This is a genomic window from Gordonia jinhuaensis (assembly GCF_014639795.1).
Taxonomy (GTDB): domain Bacteria; phylum Actinomycetota; class Actinomycetes; order Mycobacteriales; family Mycobacteriaceae; genus Gordonia_B; species Gordonia_B jinhuaensis.
Genome location: NZ_BMGC01000010.1, coordinates 94,287 through 109,904, shown reverse-complemented (window position 1 = coordinate 109,904; position 15,618 = coordinate 94,287). Strand labels below are relative to the sequence as shown.

14 protein-coding genes are annotated in these 15,618 nt (G+C 66.6%); 6 read left to right on the top strand and 8 right to left on the bottom strand.

The genetic code is table 11. From position 1 onward, the window contains the following. Window positions 1-16: 16 nt before the first annotated feature. A complete protein-coding gene (locus tag IEW22_RS09360; RefSeq protein WP_229742346.1) occupies window positions 17-1,597 on the top strand; it encodes a helicase HerA-like domain-containing protein in 1,581 nt (526 codons plus the stop codon). 36 nt (window positions 1,598-1,633) lie between these two features. Here the strand turns inward: IEW22_RS09360 and cmrA are convergent, their stop codons facing one another. The 8 genes from cmrA to IEW22_RS09320 all read right to left on the bottom strand — a co-directional run bounded on the left by cmrA (window position 1,634) and on the right by IEW22_RS09320 (window position 10,384). After that, window positions 1,634-2,440, bottom strand: coding sequence for a mycolate reductase (cmrA, locus tag IEW22_RS09355; RefSeq protein ID WP_188586338.1), 807 nt, complete (start codon window positions 2,438-2,440; stop codon window positions 1,634-1,636). Between the two features lie 44 nt (window positions 2,441-2,484). Then, entirely contained in the window at window positions 2,485-4,515 is a 2,031-nt protein-coding gene (locus IEW22_RS09350; RefSeq protein ID WP_188586337.1) for an NADPH-dependent 2,4-dienoyl-CoA reductase, read from the bottom strand. Continuing rightward, window positions 4,515-5,150: a PadR family transcriptional regulator gene (locus IEW22_RS09345; protein WP_188586336.1), complete on the bottom strand. Its 636-nt coding sequence runs from the start codon at window positions 5,148-5,150 to the stop codon at window positions 4,515-4,517. The genes IEW22_RS09350 and IEW22_RS09345 overlap by 1 nt, the downstream gene beginning before the upstream one ends. A gap of 190 nt (window positions 5,151-5,340) precedes the next feature. Continuing rightward, window positions 5,341-6,090 carry a DUF1684 domain-containing protein gene (locus tag IEW22_RS09340; RefSeq protein WP_188586335.1) on the bottom strand — a complete coding sequence of 250 codons (750 nt, stop codon included), beginning with the start codon at window positions 6,088-6,090 and terminating at the stop codon, window positions 5,341-5,343. 69 nt (window positions 6,091-6,159) lie between these two features. Beyond that, on the bottom strand, window positions 6,160-7,236 hold the full coding sequence (locus tag IEW22_RS09335; protein ID WP_188586334.1) for an LLM class flavin-dependent oxidoreductase: 1,077 nt from the start codon (window positions 7,234-7,236) through the stop codon (window positions 6,160-6,162). Then, complete coding sequence (locus IEW22_RS09330; RefSeq protein WP_188586333.1) at window positions 7,233-8,423, bottom strand: acyl-CoA dehydrogenase family protein; 1,191 nt, start codon at window positions 8,421-8,423, stop codon at window positions 7,233-7,235. The genes IEW22_RS09335 and IEW22_RS09330 overlap by 4 nt, the downstream gene beginning before the upstream one ends. Continuing rightward, complete coding sequence (locus tag IEW22_RS09325; RefSeq protein WP_188586332.1) at window positions 8,420-9,661, bottom strand: LLM class flavin-dependent oxidoreductase; 1,242 nt, start codon at window positions 9,659-9,661, stop codon at window positions 8,420-8,422. The genes IEW22_RS09330 and IEW22_RS09325 overlap by 4 nt, the downstream gene beginning before the upstream one ends. Before the next feature lie 114 nt (window positions 9,662-9,775). Further along, window positions 9,776-10,384 carry a CGNR zinc finger domain-containing protein gene (locus tag IEW22_RS09320; protein WP_188586331.1) on the bottom strand — a complete coding sequence of 203 codons (609 nt, stop codon included), beginning with the start codon at window positions 10,382-10,384 and terminating at the stop codon, window positions 9,776-9,778. A gap of 301 nt (window positions 10,385-10,685) precedes the next feature. On the opposite strand from IEW22_RS09320, the gene IEW22_RS09315 reads away from it, so the two are divergent. The 5 genes from IEW22_RS09315 to IEW22_RS20045 all read left to right on the top strand — a co-directional run bounded on the left by IEW22_RS09315 (window position 10,686) and on the right by IEW22_RS20045 (window position 15,541). Beyond that, window positions 10,686-11,570, top strand: coding sequence for an ABC transporter permease (locus IEW22_RS09315; RefSeq protein ID WP_188586330.1), 885 nt, complete (start codon window positions 10,686-10,688; stop codon window positions 11,568-11,570). A gap of 2 nt (window positions 11,571-11,572) precedes the next feature. Next, window positions 11,573-12,340: an ABC transporter ATP-binding protein gene (locus tag IEW22_RS09310; RefSeq protein WP_188586329.1), complete on the top strand. Its 768-nt coding sequence runs from the start codon at window positions 11,573-11,575 to the stop codon at window positions 12,338-12,340. Between the two features lie 81 nt (window positions 12,341-12,421). After that, entirely contained in the window at window positions 12,422-13,537 is a 1,116-nt protein-coding gene (locus IEW22_RS09305) for an ABC transporter substrate-binding protein (protein ID WP_229742345.1), read from the top strand. 24 nt (window positions 13,538-13,561) lie between these two features. After that, window positions 13,562-14,638, top strand: coding sequence for a ketopantoate reductase family protein (locus IEW22_RS20050; RefSeq protein WP_229742343.1), 1,077 nt, complete (start codon window positions 13,562-13,564; stop codon window positions 14,636-14,638). 51 nt (window positions 14,639-14,689) lie between these two features. Further along, a complete protein-coding gene (locus IEW22_RS20045; RefSeq protein ID WP_229742341.1) occupies window positions 14,690-15,541 on the top strand; it encodes a sulfurtransferase in 852 nt (283 codons plus the stop codon). The last annotated feature ends 77 nt before the right edge of the window (window positions 15,542-15,618 follow it).

Sequence of the window (15,618 nt, the reverse complement as noted above, 5' to 3'; positions counted from 1 at the left end):
GGAAAGAGCAGCAATCGTGAGTGACGGACAGCCCGCCGACGTCTCGCCGGCGCAACAGATCGCGGCCGGATACGCGACCTCGGGAGCCGCGATCGAGTTGGGTGCGGTGTCGGTGGACGGCGTGGTCGACGCGTCGGCCACGGTACGGATCGCATTGTCGATGATGAATCGGCATGGCCTGATCGCAGGTGCCACCGGAACGGGTAAGACCAAGACACTACAGGTGATCGCCGAGCAACTCTCGGCCAACGGCGTGCCGGTGGTGATGGCCGACGTCAAAGGTGACCTGTCGGGATTGGCCGTGCCGGGTGAACCGAGCGAGCGGACCACCGCCCGCGCCAAGGACACCGGCGTCGACTGGGTGGGTACCGGCTATCCGTGTGAGTTCGTCTCGGTGGGCACCGAGGGCGTGGGTGTCCCGGTCCGTGCCACGGTGACCTCCTTCGGCCCGATCCTGCTCAGTAAAGTGCTGGGCCTCAACGCCACTCAGGAGTCCACGCTGGGCCTGATCTTCCACTGGGCCGACGCCCAGGGACTGGCGCTGCTCGACCTCAAGGATCTGCGCTCGGTGATCGCCCACCTCACCAGCGACGAGGGCAAGACCGACCTGAAGTCGATCGGCGGCGTTTCCAGCGCCACCGCGGGTGTCATCCTGCGTGCGTTGACCAATCTGGAAGCCGACGGCGGCGACACGTTCTTCGGTGAACCCGAGATCGAGCCGGCCGACCTGATCCGTTCCGCCGACGATGGACGCGGGATCATCACACTGTTCGAACTCGGTGATCAGGCGACGCGTCCGGCGTTGTTCTCCACCTTCCTGATGTGGATTCTGGCCGACCTCTTCGAGTACCTGCCGGAGATCGGCGACGCCGACAAGCCGAAGTTGGTGTTCATCTTCGACGAGGCGCATCTGTTGTTCGCCGACGCGTCGAAGGCGTTCAAGGAGCAGGTGGTCCAGACGGTGAAGCTGATCCGCTCCAAGGGGGTCGGTGTCTACTTCTGCTCCCAGCTGCCCACCGACATCCCCAACGACGTGCTGTCACAACTCGGTGCGCGGATCCAGCACGCATTGCGCGCATTCACCCCCGACGACCAGAAGGCGCTGACCAAGACGGTGAAGACCTATCCGACATCGGCGGTCTATGACATCGAGAAGGCGCTGACCTCGCTGGGCACCGGCGAGGCGATCGTGACGGTCCTGTCCGAGAATGGCGCGCCCACGCCGGTCGCCTGGACCGTCATGCATCCCCCGCGCTCGCTGATGGCTTCCATCGGCAACGACGCGATCACGGCGCAGGCCACCGCCAGTGCACTGCAGGACAAGTACGGTCAGACAATCGACCGGGAGTCGGCCTACGAGATCCTCGCCGCGAAAGTGGCTGCCGCACACGACGACGAGTCGGCGCCCGACGCCGCGGCACCGACCACGCCGCCCACCGAGGCTCCGCACAGGGCTACCAGGGCGGAGCCGAAGGAGAAGAGCCTCGCCGAGGAGATCCTCGGCAACGCCGCGGTGAAGAGCTTCATGCGCTCGGCCGGCAACTCGCTCGGCCGCGAGATCAGCCGGTCCCTGTTCGGTACCGGTCGTCGCCGATGACCGATGACCGATGACCGATGGCCGCGCGCCGAGCGCTCAGCCGTCACCGAGCTTCTTGTAGAACGTGCCGACGATCGGCGCGCTGACCATGCGCGGACTGTAGGTACCCGCCAACGACATCGCCTTCGACAGTGCGCCGGGCACCACGCGCATCTTGTTGCGCTCGAGTGCGTCGAGGCTCAGACGTGCGACGTATTCGCTGGAGTTCCAGAGGAAATCGGGAACGAGCCGATCGACGATGCTCGCGTCCTCGGCGGCCGGGGTGTCGGTGCGGACCGGTCCCGGCGCGAGCAGGGTCACGTGGACGCCTGCCGAACCGACCTCGCCACGAAGGGATTCGGAAAAGGTGTTGACGAACGCCTTGGTCGCCGCATACGTCGCGTTGTTGGGGATCGCCATGTTCCCCGCCGCCGAACCCACCATGAGGATGCCGCCGCTCGCGCGTTCGACCATGCCGGGCAGGACGGCCAATGTGAGGTCGTGCACGGCGTTGACGTTCAGACGTACCTGGGCGCGTTCGTATTCCGGGTCGAGTTCGGCGACAGGGCCGAATGTGGCGATACCTGCGTTGTTACACAGGATCGATATCTCACGCTCGGACAGTTCACCGGCGAGGATCTCCACCGCGCGGGGGTCGGACAGATCGGTGGGACGGACCTCTGCTTCGACCCCGTGCGTCTGGGTCAGCATCGCCGCGTTGCGTTCCAGGATCTCCCCGCGCCGCGCGACCAGTATCAGCGAATGACCCCGCGCGGCGAGTTCGGCGGCCAGCGCGGCGCCGATCCCCGAGGAGGCTCCGGTGACGACGGCACGTGCAGACGGATTGGGCTGCGGGATCGGCATGGCTGCCAATCGTAGCGGGCTGTGCCACCGCGGCGTCGCCGCGTTCAGGCGATCGCAGCAGCGGTCTCGGTGCCCTGGCGGATGGCTCGCTTCGCGTCGAGTTCGGCCGCCACGTCCGCGCCACCGATGACATGTGTCCTCACCCCGGCGGAGTCCAGCGGATCGATGAGGTCCCGTACCGATTCCTGGCCGGCGCAGACGACGATGGTCTCCACCGCGAGGATGCGGTCGGGGCGCTCATCGGTGAAGCTCAGATGCAGGCCGGCGTCGTCGATCTTGTCGTACTGGGCGCCCGAGATCTGTTCCACTCCCTTCATCCGGACGGAGGCGCGATGAATCCAGCCGGTGGTGAGTCCGAGGCGCTTGCCCTGGTGGCCCGGTGTGCGTTGCACGAGATAGACCTTGCGTGCGGCGGGTGCGGGATCGGGTCGGGTGAGGAAGCCACGCACCGACAGGTCGTCGGTGACACCCCACTCCTGCTCCCATTCCTTGAGATTGAGTGTGGGCGACTCGTCGACGGTCAGGAACTCGGTGAGATCGAAACCGATTCCGCCCGCCCCGATCACGGCGGCGGTCGAGCCGATCTCGCGGTGGCCGAGGACCGCCTCGGCATAGGTCATCACCGACGGATGGTCGATCCCGGGGATGTCAGGGATACGCGGGGTGACTCCGGTCGCGAGAATCACGTCGTCGAAGTTCTCGGCGATGAGTGACCCGGCGTCGACGCGGGTGTCCAGACGGACGTCGACTCCCTGTACGTCGAGCGCTCTGGTGTAGTACCGCAGCGTCTCGGAGAACTCCTCCTTACCGGGAATCCTTGCGGCGATGGAGAATTGACCGCCGATAGTCGACGATGCCTCGAACAGCGTCACGTGATGTCCGCGCTCGGCTGCCGAGACCGCTGCGGCGAGACCGGCCGGCCCCGCGCCGACCACGGCCACCCGACGGGCGCGACGGGTGGGACTCAACACGAGCGTGGTCTCGCGGCCGGCACGCGGGTTGAGCAGACAGGACACCTTCTTGCCCACGAATGCATGGTCCAGACACGCCTGGTTGCAGGCGATGCAGGTGTTGATCTCGTCGGCGCGACCCTCGCGCGCCTTGGTCGGCAGATACGGGTCGGCGAGCAGCGGACGCGCCATCGACACGGCGTCGACACGTCCGCGATCCAGGATCTCCTCGGCGACCTCGGGGGTGTTGATGCGGTTGGACGCGATCAGCACGATGTCGACCTCGTCTCGAAGCCGCTCGGTGAACTTCACGAATGCGGCGCGCGGCACCGACGTCGCGATGGTCGGCACCTTGGCCTCATGCCATCCGATGTCGGTGTTGATGGCGTCGACACCCTCGGCCTGCAAAGTGCGTGCCAGCAGCGCGATCTCGTCCCAGGTCTGACCGCCCTCCACGAAGTCGGCGATCGACTGGCGCATGATGACCATGAAGTCGCGAGGTACCCGCTGACGGATCGCGCGGATGATCTCGACGACCAGCCGTTGTCGGTTCTCGGTCGACCCGCCCCACCGGTCGGTGCGCTGATTGGTTCGAGGGCAGAGGAATTCGTTGATGAGATAGCCTTCTCCGCCCATCACCTCGATGCCGTCGTAGCCGGCGGCCCGGGCACGGGCAGCCGCGCGCCCGTAGGACCTGATGACGTGGCGGATCACGGTCTCGTTCATCACGAACGGCCGGAAGGGATGCACGGGTGACTTCTCGGGTCCGGGTGCGAACTTCAGCGGCGTGTAGCCGTAGCGCCCCGCATGCATCAGTTGCAGTGCGATCGCGCCGCCCGCCTCGTGGACGGCGCGCGTGAGACGACGATGTTTGGCGACCTCCAGACGGTTGGTCAGCTTGGACCCGAACGGCAGGAGGAGCCCGGTTCGCGAGGTGCTCACGCCGCCGGTGATGATCAGGCCGGCTCCGCCGCGTGCGCGTTCGGCGTAGTACGCGGCGAGTTTGTCGGTATCCCAGATGCGGTCTTCGAGACCGGTGTGCATGGAGCCCATGATGATCCGGTTCGACAGCGTGGTCGTGTTGATCGTCAGCGGCTCGAAAAGACGGGGGTAGGGGCCGGTCATCATGCGTCCTTCGGGTCGACGGAATCCGGCGGCGCCGCACGGAGGCGAGGCGCCGATTCCGGTGGGTGGGCTGAGTCATCGGAGGATCCGTGCCCGGGAACCGATTCCCGGCTGAGTGCGTCGAGGACCTCGTCGCACCAGTCGACGAAGCCCTCCTCCATGCGGATGCCACCGCGTAACACCAGGTATTGGTGCAGTCGGCGACCGTGCAGATCGGCTGGGTCGCCGAAATCGGTTGCGAAGCGGTGGAACAGGTCTCGCCGCTGGGCGTGCATGGCGCGTTGACGCCGCATCTCGGCGAGCAGGGCCGGGAGATCGGCGTGCTCGGCCGCCCGGATCTTCACGCCGAGGTCATCGCGCAGAGCGAACAGCGGGGTGGGATCGGAGATCCACTCGCGCAGCGCCTTTCGTCCGAGATCACTGAGCGTGTAGACCTTCTTGTCCGGACGCCCCTCCTGAGCGACGGTCTCGACCGTGACGAGTCCGTCGTCGAGCAGCCGTTTGAGGGTGCGGTAGATCTGCTGGTGGGTGGCCGACCAGAAGTAGCCGATCGACCGGTCGAACTGTTGGCCGATCTCGTATCCGGTTCCGGGGCGTTCACCGAGGGACACCAGGATGGCGTGCTCGAGAGCCATGCCGACACTCTAGGCGGGAGTGCGGTCATATGCAATCACGCACTGTGCACACAGTTGCATAGGGTGCTGCGGCGATGCAGCCCGACGGCACCGGCCTGGCACGGTGTCGACGACCAGCTGTCGACGACCAGCTGTCGCCGACCAGCTGTCGCCGACCAGCTGTCGACGATCAGCTCTGGCCGGACACGTGTCAGTCGCGCAGGATCGGTCGCTTCTCTCCGGCGGCGATCGGTTCCTCGACGATGTTGCCCTCGGGCGGCAGCGGGCACAGGTAGTGGTCGGTGAAGGTGCTCGGCGGCAGATAAGTCCGGTTCAGATCGACCGTCACCGCACCCGACGTGCCGGGTGCGTCGAGGCTGAGGAAGCGGAAATCGGCTGTCTGCTGTCCGCTGGTCGCGTCGGCGAAGGTGATCTGCAGACTCCCGTCGGGACGCTCGAACGCTCCCAACGACACGGTGTGGTCGCCGAGCGCGAACGTGACCTGCCCGACGACTTCCTCCTCGGTCACCGATCCGTCGGCATGGGTGATGGTGGTCGCGACGGGCGTCTCGTATCGGGTGAAGTGCCCGGCGCGGACCCACTGCGGACTCGGCGGGTAGGCGTCGATGCCCCGCAGCCGGGTGCGTGCGGGTGCGGCAGGGTCGAAGGTGCGGACGGCAATCCCGCGCGGTCCGCTCTGCACCCTGATGAGCAGACCATCGACCTCGATCTCGTCGCCGGGCGACAACTGCACGTGCTCCGCTCCGGTGATCTGTCCGACTGCGACACCGTCTTCAGCCCGCCAGCTCCCGGGTGTACCGGGAAAGCTCGCGGGCTCGGACGTGAGCCAGTGTGTCCCGGTGACCGAGGCCAGGCCGTGCTTCGCGGCCGCTGCGGCTTCGCGATCGATGTGCCACTGCTCCCAGTCGGCGGTGAACGAGGTGGTGTCGGTGATCGTCATGGGAGGACTCTCCTGCGTGTGAGTCGGATGCGTGTGAATCGGATCTGTCGTGTTGGGGATTCCGGGCGGTCAGGCCGGACGGGTACTCGGTACCGGGGTTCGCGCCTCGGTGAGTGCGGGAAGCACCGTCTCGACGATGTCGGTGAGCAGCCGGATGTTGTCTCCCACCGTGAACTCCGGTGGGAGGAAGACCACCAGCTCGTCGGTGGTCGCCACCGCCGGGTCGGCGAGCAGTGCGTCGACCACCTGCTCGGGAGCGCCGTGATACACCGGGCTCATCACGAATCCGGCAGGCATACTCCCACCCGAGGGCGTGAGTGCGCCCGCCGGGCGCGAGGCGGCCGGACCGTGGGCCCGGCGTTGCTCGTCGTATTCACGGTAGCGCCGCAGGAGGTCGGGCGACGTGGCCGGGAGTACCGATCGCGACACCCCGGTCCGTGCGGGTGTGGCGCCGGAGTACTCGGAGAGATAGCGATCGATGATCGCAGCGTGGTAGTCGGCGAATCCCAGTCCGTTGGACTCACTGATGATCGTTCCGAGGAGCAGTTTGAGGCCCTGGCGCGCGGTGCGGACGCCTGCGGCGATGGTCGTGGACCCGTAGTAGACACGCTCGGCGAGGGTGTGGCTGTGCGGCCGCACCCGCAGTTCCGTCCCGATCGCGACACCCGAGCGCTCGCTGTCGACGTGGCCGACCACCTCGCCGCGGATGGCTGCCAGGAACCGCTGCAGGTGTGTCTGAGCGAGTGCTCTACCGTCGGTGACCTCGTTGCCGAAGACGCGATCGAAGTCGCCCGTGCCGGTCGACACGGCGAGTTTGAGTCGGCGTCCGGTCAGCAGATCGGCCGTGGCCGCGGCCTCGGCCAGCAGGATCGGATCCTCGTATCGCATCGCGATCACCGCGGTGCCCAGACCGATGCGCTCCGTGTGCTGACCGACAGCAGACAGGAATGTCAGCGGGTTGGCCAGGTAGTTGTCGAAGTGACGCTGGTAAACCCAGCCCGTGTCGATGCCCAGGCGCTCTGCCTCCCGGAACAGCGTGATGCCGTCGCGGAGACCCTGCTCGTCATGACCGGAGGGAAACGAGATCCGCGCGTTGAAGCTGAGGCTGATCCCGGTGTGGTCGCCGGCGGCACGCGTTGCGCTCATGGGATGTCCAGGATGCGTCGACCGGCGGCGATCAGCGCCGAATCCTCTTGCGGTGGATGAACTCGTACACACAGCACGTCGCGGAGATGGCGCTCCAGCGGGTGATGTCGCGTCAGCGCGGCATTGCCGAGTGCCGCGACCGCGGTCTGCACCGCGGTGATCACCGCGCGGGCGATGGCGACCTTGATCAGCGACAGCTGCGCACCGAAAGCGGGTTCGTCGGCTTGGGCGCGAGCCAGTGCGCCGAACAGCAGTGTCTCCGCCGTGGCGATCTGCGTGTCGATCTCCCCGGCGACGGCCTGGATGCGTTCGGTCGTGGAGATCGGTCGCCCGAGGGAAATGGGAACCCGGGTGGTCGCGAAGTCGACGAATGCCTGCCGTGCGGCCCGCGCGACACCGATGTAGAGCGCCGGATGGCCGAAACTCCAGAGTCCCGCGACCGCGGCCGGATCGCGGTACACGCCGCCGACGCGGGGGATCTCGTGGAAGTTCTCGATCGGCACCCGCACATCGGCATAGTCGACATCGTGGGTGTTGGAGGCGCGAAGACCCAGGTGATCCCAGGTGCGGGTGATGCGCACTCCCACCGCGTCGCCGGGAACGATCAGATGGCCCACTCGGCCGTCGTCGGCGAGCACCCACACCACGTGGTAGGCGAGCGCCTCACCACCGGTTGCGAAAGTCTTGTGCCCGTTCAGAATCCAGTGATCGCCGTCGGCCACCGCGGTGGTGGTGGGCAGACCGCCGCGAGCAGGTGCCCCGAGCTCGGGTTCGGCGCGTACCGCGTTGACCGGCGCCGGACCGGCCTGCGACCGGGTCAGCAGGTCCTCGTACACAGCGAGGGGCCAGTGCGCGCCGACGGCCTGGCCGTGATGTACGGCCAGCGAGTTGGCGGTGATCAGCGCAACCGAGGGATCACCCTCGCCCAGGGCGATGAGGATCCGGGCGACCTCGGCGGGCCCGAGATCGGGACCGCCGTATTCCTGACCCACCGTCGCGGTGAGCAGTCCGGCGCGGTGCGCGATCGCCAGCCCCTCCCAGGGTATGTCGCCTGAGCGGTCGTTGGCCTCGGCGGTCGCGGCGACCTGTGCGGTGACCTCGGCGAGCGCCGATGCCCTCAGATCCGGAGTGGGAAATCGTTGCGGGGCTTCACTCGAGCTCTCGACCGGTGTGTCGGTGATACTCATGCCTGTGCTCCCGCGAGTGCGCCCAGATGCGTCGCCTGCAGGTCTCCGCGACCCCCGGTTGCCTTGCGGTGCGCCAGTTCCTGACGAACCAGCGGAAGTACGTAGCGGCCATAGTCGATGACGTCGTTGAGGGTGTCGTAGCCACGGATGGAGACCAGGTCGGCGCCGAGGTCGATGTAGTCGACGATCGCAGCGGCGACGGTTTCCGGTGTGCCGACCAGTGCCGTGGAAGCCCCGGCGGCGTTGGTCGCCGCAGCTGTCCGGGTCCACAGCGCACGATCGTAGACATCTTGTCGGGCGGCGAAGTCCAGTGCGCGTTGGGATCCCACATTCTGCGGTTGTCCGGCGAAACGCTTGTTCGCAGCGGTGTACGTCGCATAGGTCTTGGCGATGCGGTCCACGTAGGCCTCTGCCTTGGCCCATGCGAGGTCTTCGGTGCGGTCGATGATCGGGCGGAAGGTGACCCAGATGCGGGGGCGGTCGGTGCGTCCGGCGGCCTCGGCGATGGCATTCACCCGGTCGATCTGCGCCTTGATGTCGGCGAGCGGCTCGCCCCAGAAACTGAAGATGTCGGCCTTGGCGCCGCCGACAGCGAACGCCTCGTCTGACGATCCTCCGATGGAGATCGGGATCGAGGGTCCGTGCGGGGCGAAGCCGGGCCCGAAGTCGTCGAAACGATAGAACGAGCCGCCGTGGCTGAACGGTGCGGGTTCCGTCCATGCCCGGCGGAGGACGTCGATGTACTCCGAGGAGCGTTCATAGCGCGCTGATTTGGCCAGATAGTCTCCCTGGCGGGCCTGTTCGGCATCCGAGCCGCCCGAGATGATGTGCACCACCGCGCGACCCTCGGTGAGTTGATCGAGGGTGGCCAGTTTCTGTGCTGCCACAAGTGGATGCGTGGTGTTGGGGCGCAGCGCGACGATCGGTGTGACCGTGGAGGTCAGCTGGCCGACGGTCGCGGCGAGGGTGAACGGATCGGCACTGTTGGAGGCGTAGGGGAGCAGCGTGTAGTCGTATCCGCCGTCCTCGAGGGCGCGGACGTATCGCTTGAAGTAGGGCAGATCGATTCCGCGGGTGGGACGCGGATCGAGTTCGGTCGACGGGTTGAGGTGTGTCAGGCTGATGAATTCGACCGTCTGGGCGGCAGTTTCGGGTATCGACTGATATCCGGTCGCCGGGATGTTCGATGTGGTCGCCCGGATATTTGATGTGGTCGCCCGGATATTTGATGTGGTCATCGGGGTCTCTCTGCTTCTCGAGGTTGTCGTGGGGTTGCTGGTGGTGAGGGCGTGGCGCGGTCGCCCCGGATCGGGCGGGGGATCGGCTGCGGAGTGTCTGACTGGTCGTCGGGGTCATACGGGACTGCGACGGCGACTGCGGTATCGCGCGGAGCTGTTCTTGACACCGCACACCGCCATCGAGCACCACATCCGGTTGCCCAGCCGGGAGCGATCCACGAAGTAGAGCGAACAGTCGTGTCCGGCACACAGGCGGATCCGGTCGTGCGTCTTCCCGCCGAACAGCTCGACCGCCTCGATCGCGATGACCGCCAGGATCGCGGCTGCATCCACCGGTGCGCCGTCGACGGTGGCGTCGCCGGCGCTGGTCAGCTCACGGTGGGCCGGGAGGGAGCGCGCGTGGTGATTGACCGTGTTCACGTCGACGGGTTGTGGACTGCTGTCGCGGATGCGACATCGTGTGAGGCGGTTGAGCGCTTCGCGCAGATCGTGGGCTGCCCGCAGATCGTTTGCAGTGACCGGTTCGGTGATCGCCGGCAAGCCCGCGACGTAGGTCCACTCGACCAATGCTGCTGGGCTGGTGAGTAGTTCGCGATCGGCGATGTCACGTTTGGCCACTGTTGCGACGAAGTCGAGGACCACGCTGCCCGAACGGAACGGGTATCCCCGCCGACGTTGATCAGGGGACTCCACGACGTCGGTGGGGATTGTCGGCTCGACCATGGCAGCAGACGCTACGCCCGACCTGTCGGGCGCGGCGAGCGTTGAAATCACGGTGAGTCAGGGGTTTGACCCCTGACCCGACGGAGGCGACTGTGTTCATGGCCGGATACGGATGCGTTCATGGCCGGATACGGATGCGTGGTATCGGCTGCCGCTGACACGGCACGTATCGCTGAGTCCGGTCGGCGCTCCGATGCGTCACTGACGGCCGCCAACTGTTATTTCGTTTGGCGTCCAGCACTATTCGTCCCGTCACTACTCGTTCCGGCACAATTCGCGCCGACATCCCCGAGGAGAAACCGTGACTGCTGCAGCTCCTGCGTCAGGTCTCGAGACCGAACGCGCGACACGGCCACCGGCCGAGACATCCGGTGCCCATGACGATCTCGTGACCATCCGACCGTCGACGCGTCGACGTCACATCACGGTTCCGCGTGCGGTGCGTCGCGCGATCGGGCCTCTCGTCGTGCTGGCGGCATGGTGGATCGGCTCGGCCACCGGTGTGCTGCACCCCGATGTGCTGGCCTCACCGCAGGCGGTGTGGTCACGCGCGGTGTCGTTGTGGAGTAACGGCGATCTTCCCGACGCGATCGGGACGTCGACTCTTCGGGTGCTGATCGGATTCGGCATCGGCGCGGCGGTCGCTCTGGTTCTGGCGTTGGCGGCCGGACTGTTCCGTATCGGTGAGGACCTCCTCGACTCGACGCTGGGGATGCTGCGGATGGTTCCGTGGGTCGGTCTGATCCCGTTGTTCATCATCTGGTTCGGCATCGACGAGACACCGAAGATCGCGCTGGTGGCACTCGGCGTGTGCTTTCCCCTGTACTTCAACACCTACGGCGCGATCCGCGGTGCCGATTCGTCGCTCGTCGAGGCGGGCGAGACGCTGGGATTGTCGCGGCTGGGCATCGTCTGGCACGTCATCCTGCCGGCCGCGCTGCCGGGGTCGCTGGTCGGTCTGCGATACGGGCTGGGAACAGCGTGGCTGGCCCTGGTCTTCGCGGAGCAGATCAACGCCACCAGCGGGATCGGGTATCTGATGGACACCGGGCGTCAGTTCTTCCAGACCGACGTGATCGTGGTCTGTCTGGTGGCGTACGCACTGCTGGGCCTCATCGGCGACCAGCTCGTTCGCCTGCTCTCGCGCGTGCTGCTGTCCTGGCAGTCGACCTTCGAAGGAAAATGACCATGACCACACACGTCGCCACCGGCGAGGGACGCGCTGACACTGCCGCGGCGGGAGCTGCCGAACCGTCCGTCGCGGTGCGAATCCGTCACCTCAGCAAGCACTTCGACGACAAGTCGGTGATCTCCGATCTCGATCTCACCATCGCCGACGGAGAATTCGTGGTGCTGTTGGGCAAGAGCGGGTGCGGCAAGAGCACGCTCCTGCGCATCCTCGCCGGTCTCGACGACGCCATCGACGGAGAGGTGACGGTTCCACGCCGTCGGGCGGTCGGATTCCAGGCACCGAGGCTGATGCCCTGGAAGAAGGTGTGGCGCAACGTCGTTCTGGGGCTTCCGGGACGCGCAGATCGCGCACTCGCGCAGCGGTACCTCGCCGAGGTGGGGCTGGCCGATTCGGCGGATGTCTGGCCCAAGACTCTCTCTGGGGGGCAGGCGCAGCGAGTGTCGTTGGCACGCGCGCTGGTTCGCGAACCCGATCTGCTGCTGCTCGACGAGCCCTTCGGTGCTCTCGACGCACTCACCCGCGTCACCGCGCAGCGGCTGGTCGCCGATCTGTGGCGCTCACACGGATGTGCGGTGCTCCTGGTGACCCACGATGTGGAGGAGGCGCTGGTGTTGGCTGACCGCATCCTCGTGATGGATTCCGGACGGATCGCCCACGAGGTCGAGCTGAATCTGCCACGCCCGCGCGACATCTCGACACCGGAGTTCCTCGCGGTCCGCCGAGACATCCTCGCTTCGTTGGGCGCTCTCGAATCCACCCACTGAGCGCACGGCCCTCGACTCGTCACCACTGCTCACCTTTCGCACGTCCTTTCTCACACGCTCATCACGAAACGGAGTACCACCATGTCGTCATCAGTTCGTCCCGGTGCCCGACGGCGCGCCCTGAGCACCCGGGTGGCGGCACTCGCCGTCGCGACGAGTGCAGTCCTGGTCGCTGCCGGCTGCTCGTCGTCGGGGGATTCGTCGTCCGGCGGTGGCGCAACGGACGCGTCGGCCGACATCTCGTCGGTGTCGCTCAAGGTGGGTCAGACCGGCTGGGCGCAGACGAAGGCCGCGCTGGAGGTCGCGGGACTCGACAACACCCCGTACACACTGGAATGGCCGGTGTTCTCCGGTGGTGACCAGCAGTTGCAGGCTCTGCAGTCGAGCGCGCTCGACGTCGCGCAGTCCTCGGAGATACCCCCGGTGTTCGCCGCTGCCGGTGGAACGGTGAAATTCAAGCAGGTCGCCGTGCAAACCGGGTCGACTCTGTTCCAGGAAGTGGTGGTCACAAAGAACTCGCCGATCACCTCGATCGCCGGGCTGAAGGGCAAGAAGGTCGGCTACGTCAAGAACACCACCGCCGCGTACTTTCTCAACGAGTTGCTCAAGGAAAGCGGGTTGTCGTGGAAGGACATTCAGCCCCGCCCACTGCTCCCCAATGACGGCCTCGCCGCACTCAACGGAGGTTCGATCGACGCGTTCGCCAGCTACGGCAACACGATCATCCAAGCCCATCAGAACGGTGCGCGGACCATCGGCTCGGGGGAGAAGATCCTCTCCGGCAACTTCCCGTGGTCGGTGACCACGTCACTGCTGTCGAATGCGAGCAAGAAGGCGGCAGTGGTCGACCTGCTCGCGCGGATCGACAAGGCGTGGCGCTACGTGCGCGCCGGACACGAGCAGGCGTACGCCGACAAGTTCGCCGCTGCCACCAAACAACCGGTCGCCAGCGCGCTCAAGCAGGTCCAGCTGCAGGAAGCGCAGCGACCGACCGGAATCGAGCCACCGACGCAGACGGTGATCGACAGTCAGCAGAAGGTCGCCGACTCCTTCCTGGAGATCAAGGCATTACCGTCGAAGGTGGACGTGGCAGATCTGTGGTCGGATGAACTGGCCGCGCCGCTCACGACAGCGTTGGCGGGCACGTCGGCGTCGGTGAGCAGTACGCCGGTACCGAGTGCATCCGCAGTGGGATGAGGGTGCAGTGAAAGGGCAGAACCGATGACGAGATATGTGGTGATCGGCGCCGGTGCGGTGGGAACTGCGCTGGCCGCGGAATTCACGTTGGCCGGGATCGACTCGGTCCTCGTGGCCAGGGGAGCGCAACTGCGTGCACTGACCACCCGACCACTGCGCTACCTGCGTCCCGGTGACGCCAGGGATGTCAGGGTCGCGGTGGCTTCTGGACCAGAAGACATCGAACTGCATGCCGACGACGTGCTGATGCTGACGGTGAAGGCACACCAGGCCGAGGCGACGCTGGCGGACTGGTCGCGGATCGTTGTGGACTCGGGTGAGTCGGTGACCACCACGCTTCCACTGGTCACGCTGCAGAACGGTCTGGACACCGAACGTGGCGCCTCGCGGTACTTCACGCAGGTGGTCGGTGCGTCCATCTGGACGCCGGCGCGTTATCAGGACCCGGGCGTCACCACGGTTCACGGTGTCGACCAGGCCGGACTGGTCTGGATCGGTCGGTATCCGGGTGGCACGGATGACACGGTGCGCGCGATCGCCGCGGATCTCGCCTCGGCCCGGTTCCCTTCGCAGGTGGTCGACGACATCGGGCGCTGGAAGCGCTCGAAGTTGTTGTCGAATCTGGGAAATGCGGTGGACGTATTCGCCGCTGACGCCGCGACCAGACAACTCGTCGAGGAGGCGCTGCGGCGCGAGGCGAGACAGGTGTTCGCCGCGGCCGGTCTCTCGGTAGCCGACAATGCCGCGGAATCACAGCTGGACACAACGCAATTCGCGGTGGGCGACATACCCGGGCATGCCCGCGCCCGCTCGACCTGGCAGAGCCTTCAGCGGGGCGCCGGGAGTGTGGAGACCGACTATCTGAACGGCGAGATCGTGCTGCTGGGTAAGCAGGTTGGTGTCGATACGCCGGTGAACCGGACGATACAGAATGCCGTGCGGCGTTTGGTTGTCGAGGGGTCAGCGCCCGGTGAGGTGCAGTTGTCGTCGGTGGTCGACCTGTCCACGCTCGATGCCGCGGCGATAGATGTTCGTACCGACGATCCAGACGCGCCAGCCTTGTCGTCGTCGTCGTCGTCGTCGGTCGCGAGCCGATCGTGATCCCGGCCCCTGTTGTTGCATGAAGTGCATTGGTAGAGAAGGGAACACGATATGAGTACCGTCATCGTCGACGCTGCCGCTGTGAAGGCGGAACTGGATCAGGGGAATGTGCCGACGCTTCTGGACGTGCGCTGGAAGCTGGGCGACGACAACGGGCTCGAGCACTATCGCGCCGCGCACATCCCCGGCGCGATCTACGTCGACCTCGACACAGAGCTGGCGGCGCCGGCGACCGAGGAGCGCGGACGTCATCCGCTGCCCGAAATCGGGGCGCTGCAGGATTCTGTTCGGCGGTGGGGGATCGATGCCGACACACCGGTGGTGGTCTACGACGACAATGCCTCGCAGTCGGCGGCGCGCGCATGGTGGCTGCTGCGCTGGGCGGGGCTGGATGACGTGAGAATCCTCGACGGTGGGCTGAATGCGTGGACACAGGCCGGCTATCCGGTGGCCACCGGCGATGAGGCGGCCGCGACCGACGGGACCGCCCAGCTCAGTCCAGGACATCTTCCCGTCGCAGACATCGACGCCACCGCCCGCGCCGCGGCGGGATCTGACACGGTGGTGCTCGACGCGCGAGCACCCGAGCGCTACCGAGGCGAGATCGAGCCGGTGGATCGCAGGGCCGGCCACATCCCGGGTGCGGTGAGCGCGCCGACAGCGGCGAATGTGGACGACACAGGCAGATTCCGAAGCGCCGACCAGTTGCGCCGACGCTTCGCCGACATCGGTGTCACCCCCGGCTCCACGGTCGTCGTCTACTGCGGGTCGGGTGTGACCGCCGCACATGAGGTCGCCGCGCTGACGCAGGCCGGCACCTCGGCGGCACTGTTTCCCGGCTCGTGGTCGCAGTGGTCGGCCGACGACCATCGACCCGTCGCTGTGGGAGATACGCCGAGCTGACGGGCATTCGCGTCACCGCTGCACGGGCGTGTCGCGGTGATTGTCCGGGTACGTTCGATGCGGCGGACCCCGGTGTC

Coding starts and splice junctions, on each gene's coding strand:
- cmrA (WP_188586338.1), bottom strand. CDS start 2,440: ATGCCGATCCCGCAGCCCAATCCGTCTGCACGTGCCGTCGTCACCGGA.
- IEW22_RS09350 (WP_188586337.1), bottom strand. CDS start 4,515: ATGACCGGCCCCTACCCCCGTCTTTTCGAGCCGCTGACGATCAACACG.
- IEW22_RS09345 (WP_188586336.1), bottom strand. CDS start 5,150: ATGGCTCTCGAGCACGCCATCCTGGTGTCCCTCGGTGAACGCCCCGGA.
- IEW22_RS09340 (WP_188586335.1), bottom strand. CDS start 6,090: ATGACGATCACCGACACCACCTCGTTCACCGCCGACTGGGAGCAGTGG.
- IEW22_RS09335 (WP_188586334.1), bottom strand. CDS start 7,236: ATGAGCGCAACGCGTGCCGCCGGCGACCACACCGGGATCAGCCTCAGC.
- IEW22_RS09330 (WP_188586333.1), bottom strand. CDS start 8,423: ATGAGTATCACCGACACACCGGTCGAGAGCTCGAGTGAAGCCCCGCAA.
- IEW22_RS09325 (WP_188586332.1), bottom strand. CDS start 9,661: ATGACCACATCAAATATCCGGGCGACCACATCAAATATCCGGGCGACC.
- IEW22_RS09320 (WP_188586331.1), bottom strand. CDS start 10,384: ATGGTCGAGCCGACAATCCCCACCGACGTCGTGGAGTCCCCTGATCAA.
- IEW22_RS09310 (WP_188586329.1), top strand. CDS start 11,573: ATGACCACACACGTCGCCACCGGCGAGGGACGCGCTGACACTGCCGCG.
- IEW22_RS09305 (WP_229742345.1), top strand. CDS start 12,422: ATGTCGTCATCAGTTCGTCCCGGTGCCCGACGGCGCGCCCTGAGCACC.
- IEW22_RS20050 (WP_229742343.1), top strand. CDS start 13,562: ATGACGAGATATGTGGTGATCGGCGCCGGTGCGGTGGGAACTGCGCTG.
- IEW22_RS20045 (WP_229742341.1), top strand. CDS start 14,690: ATGAGTACCGTCATCGTCGACGCTGCCGCTGTGAAGGCGGAACTGGAT.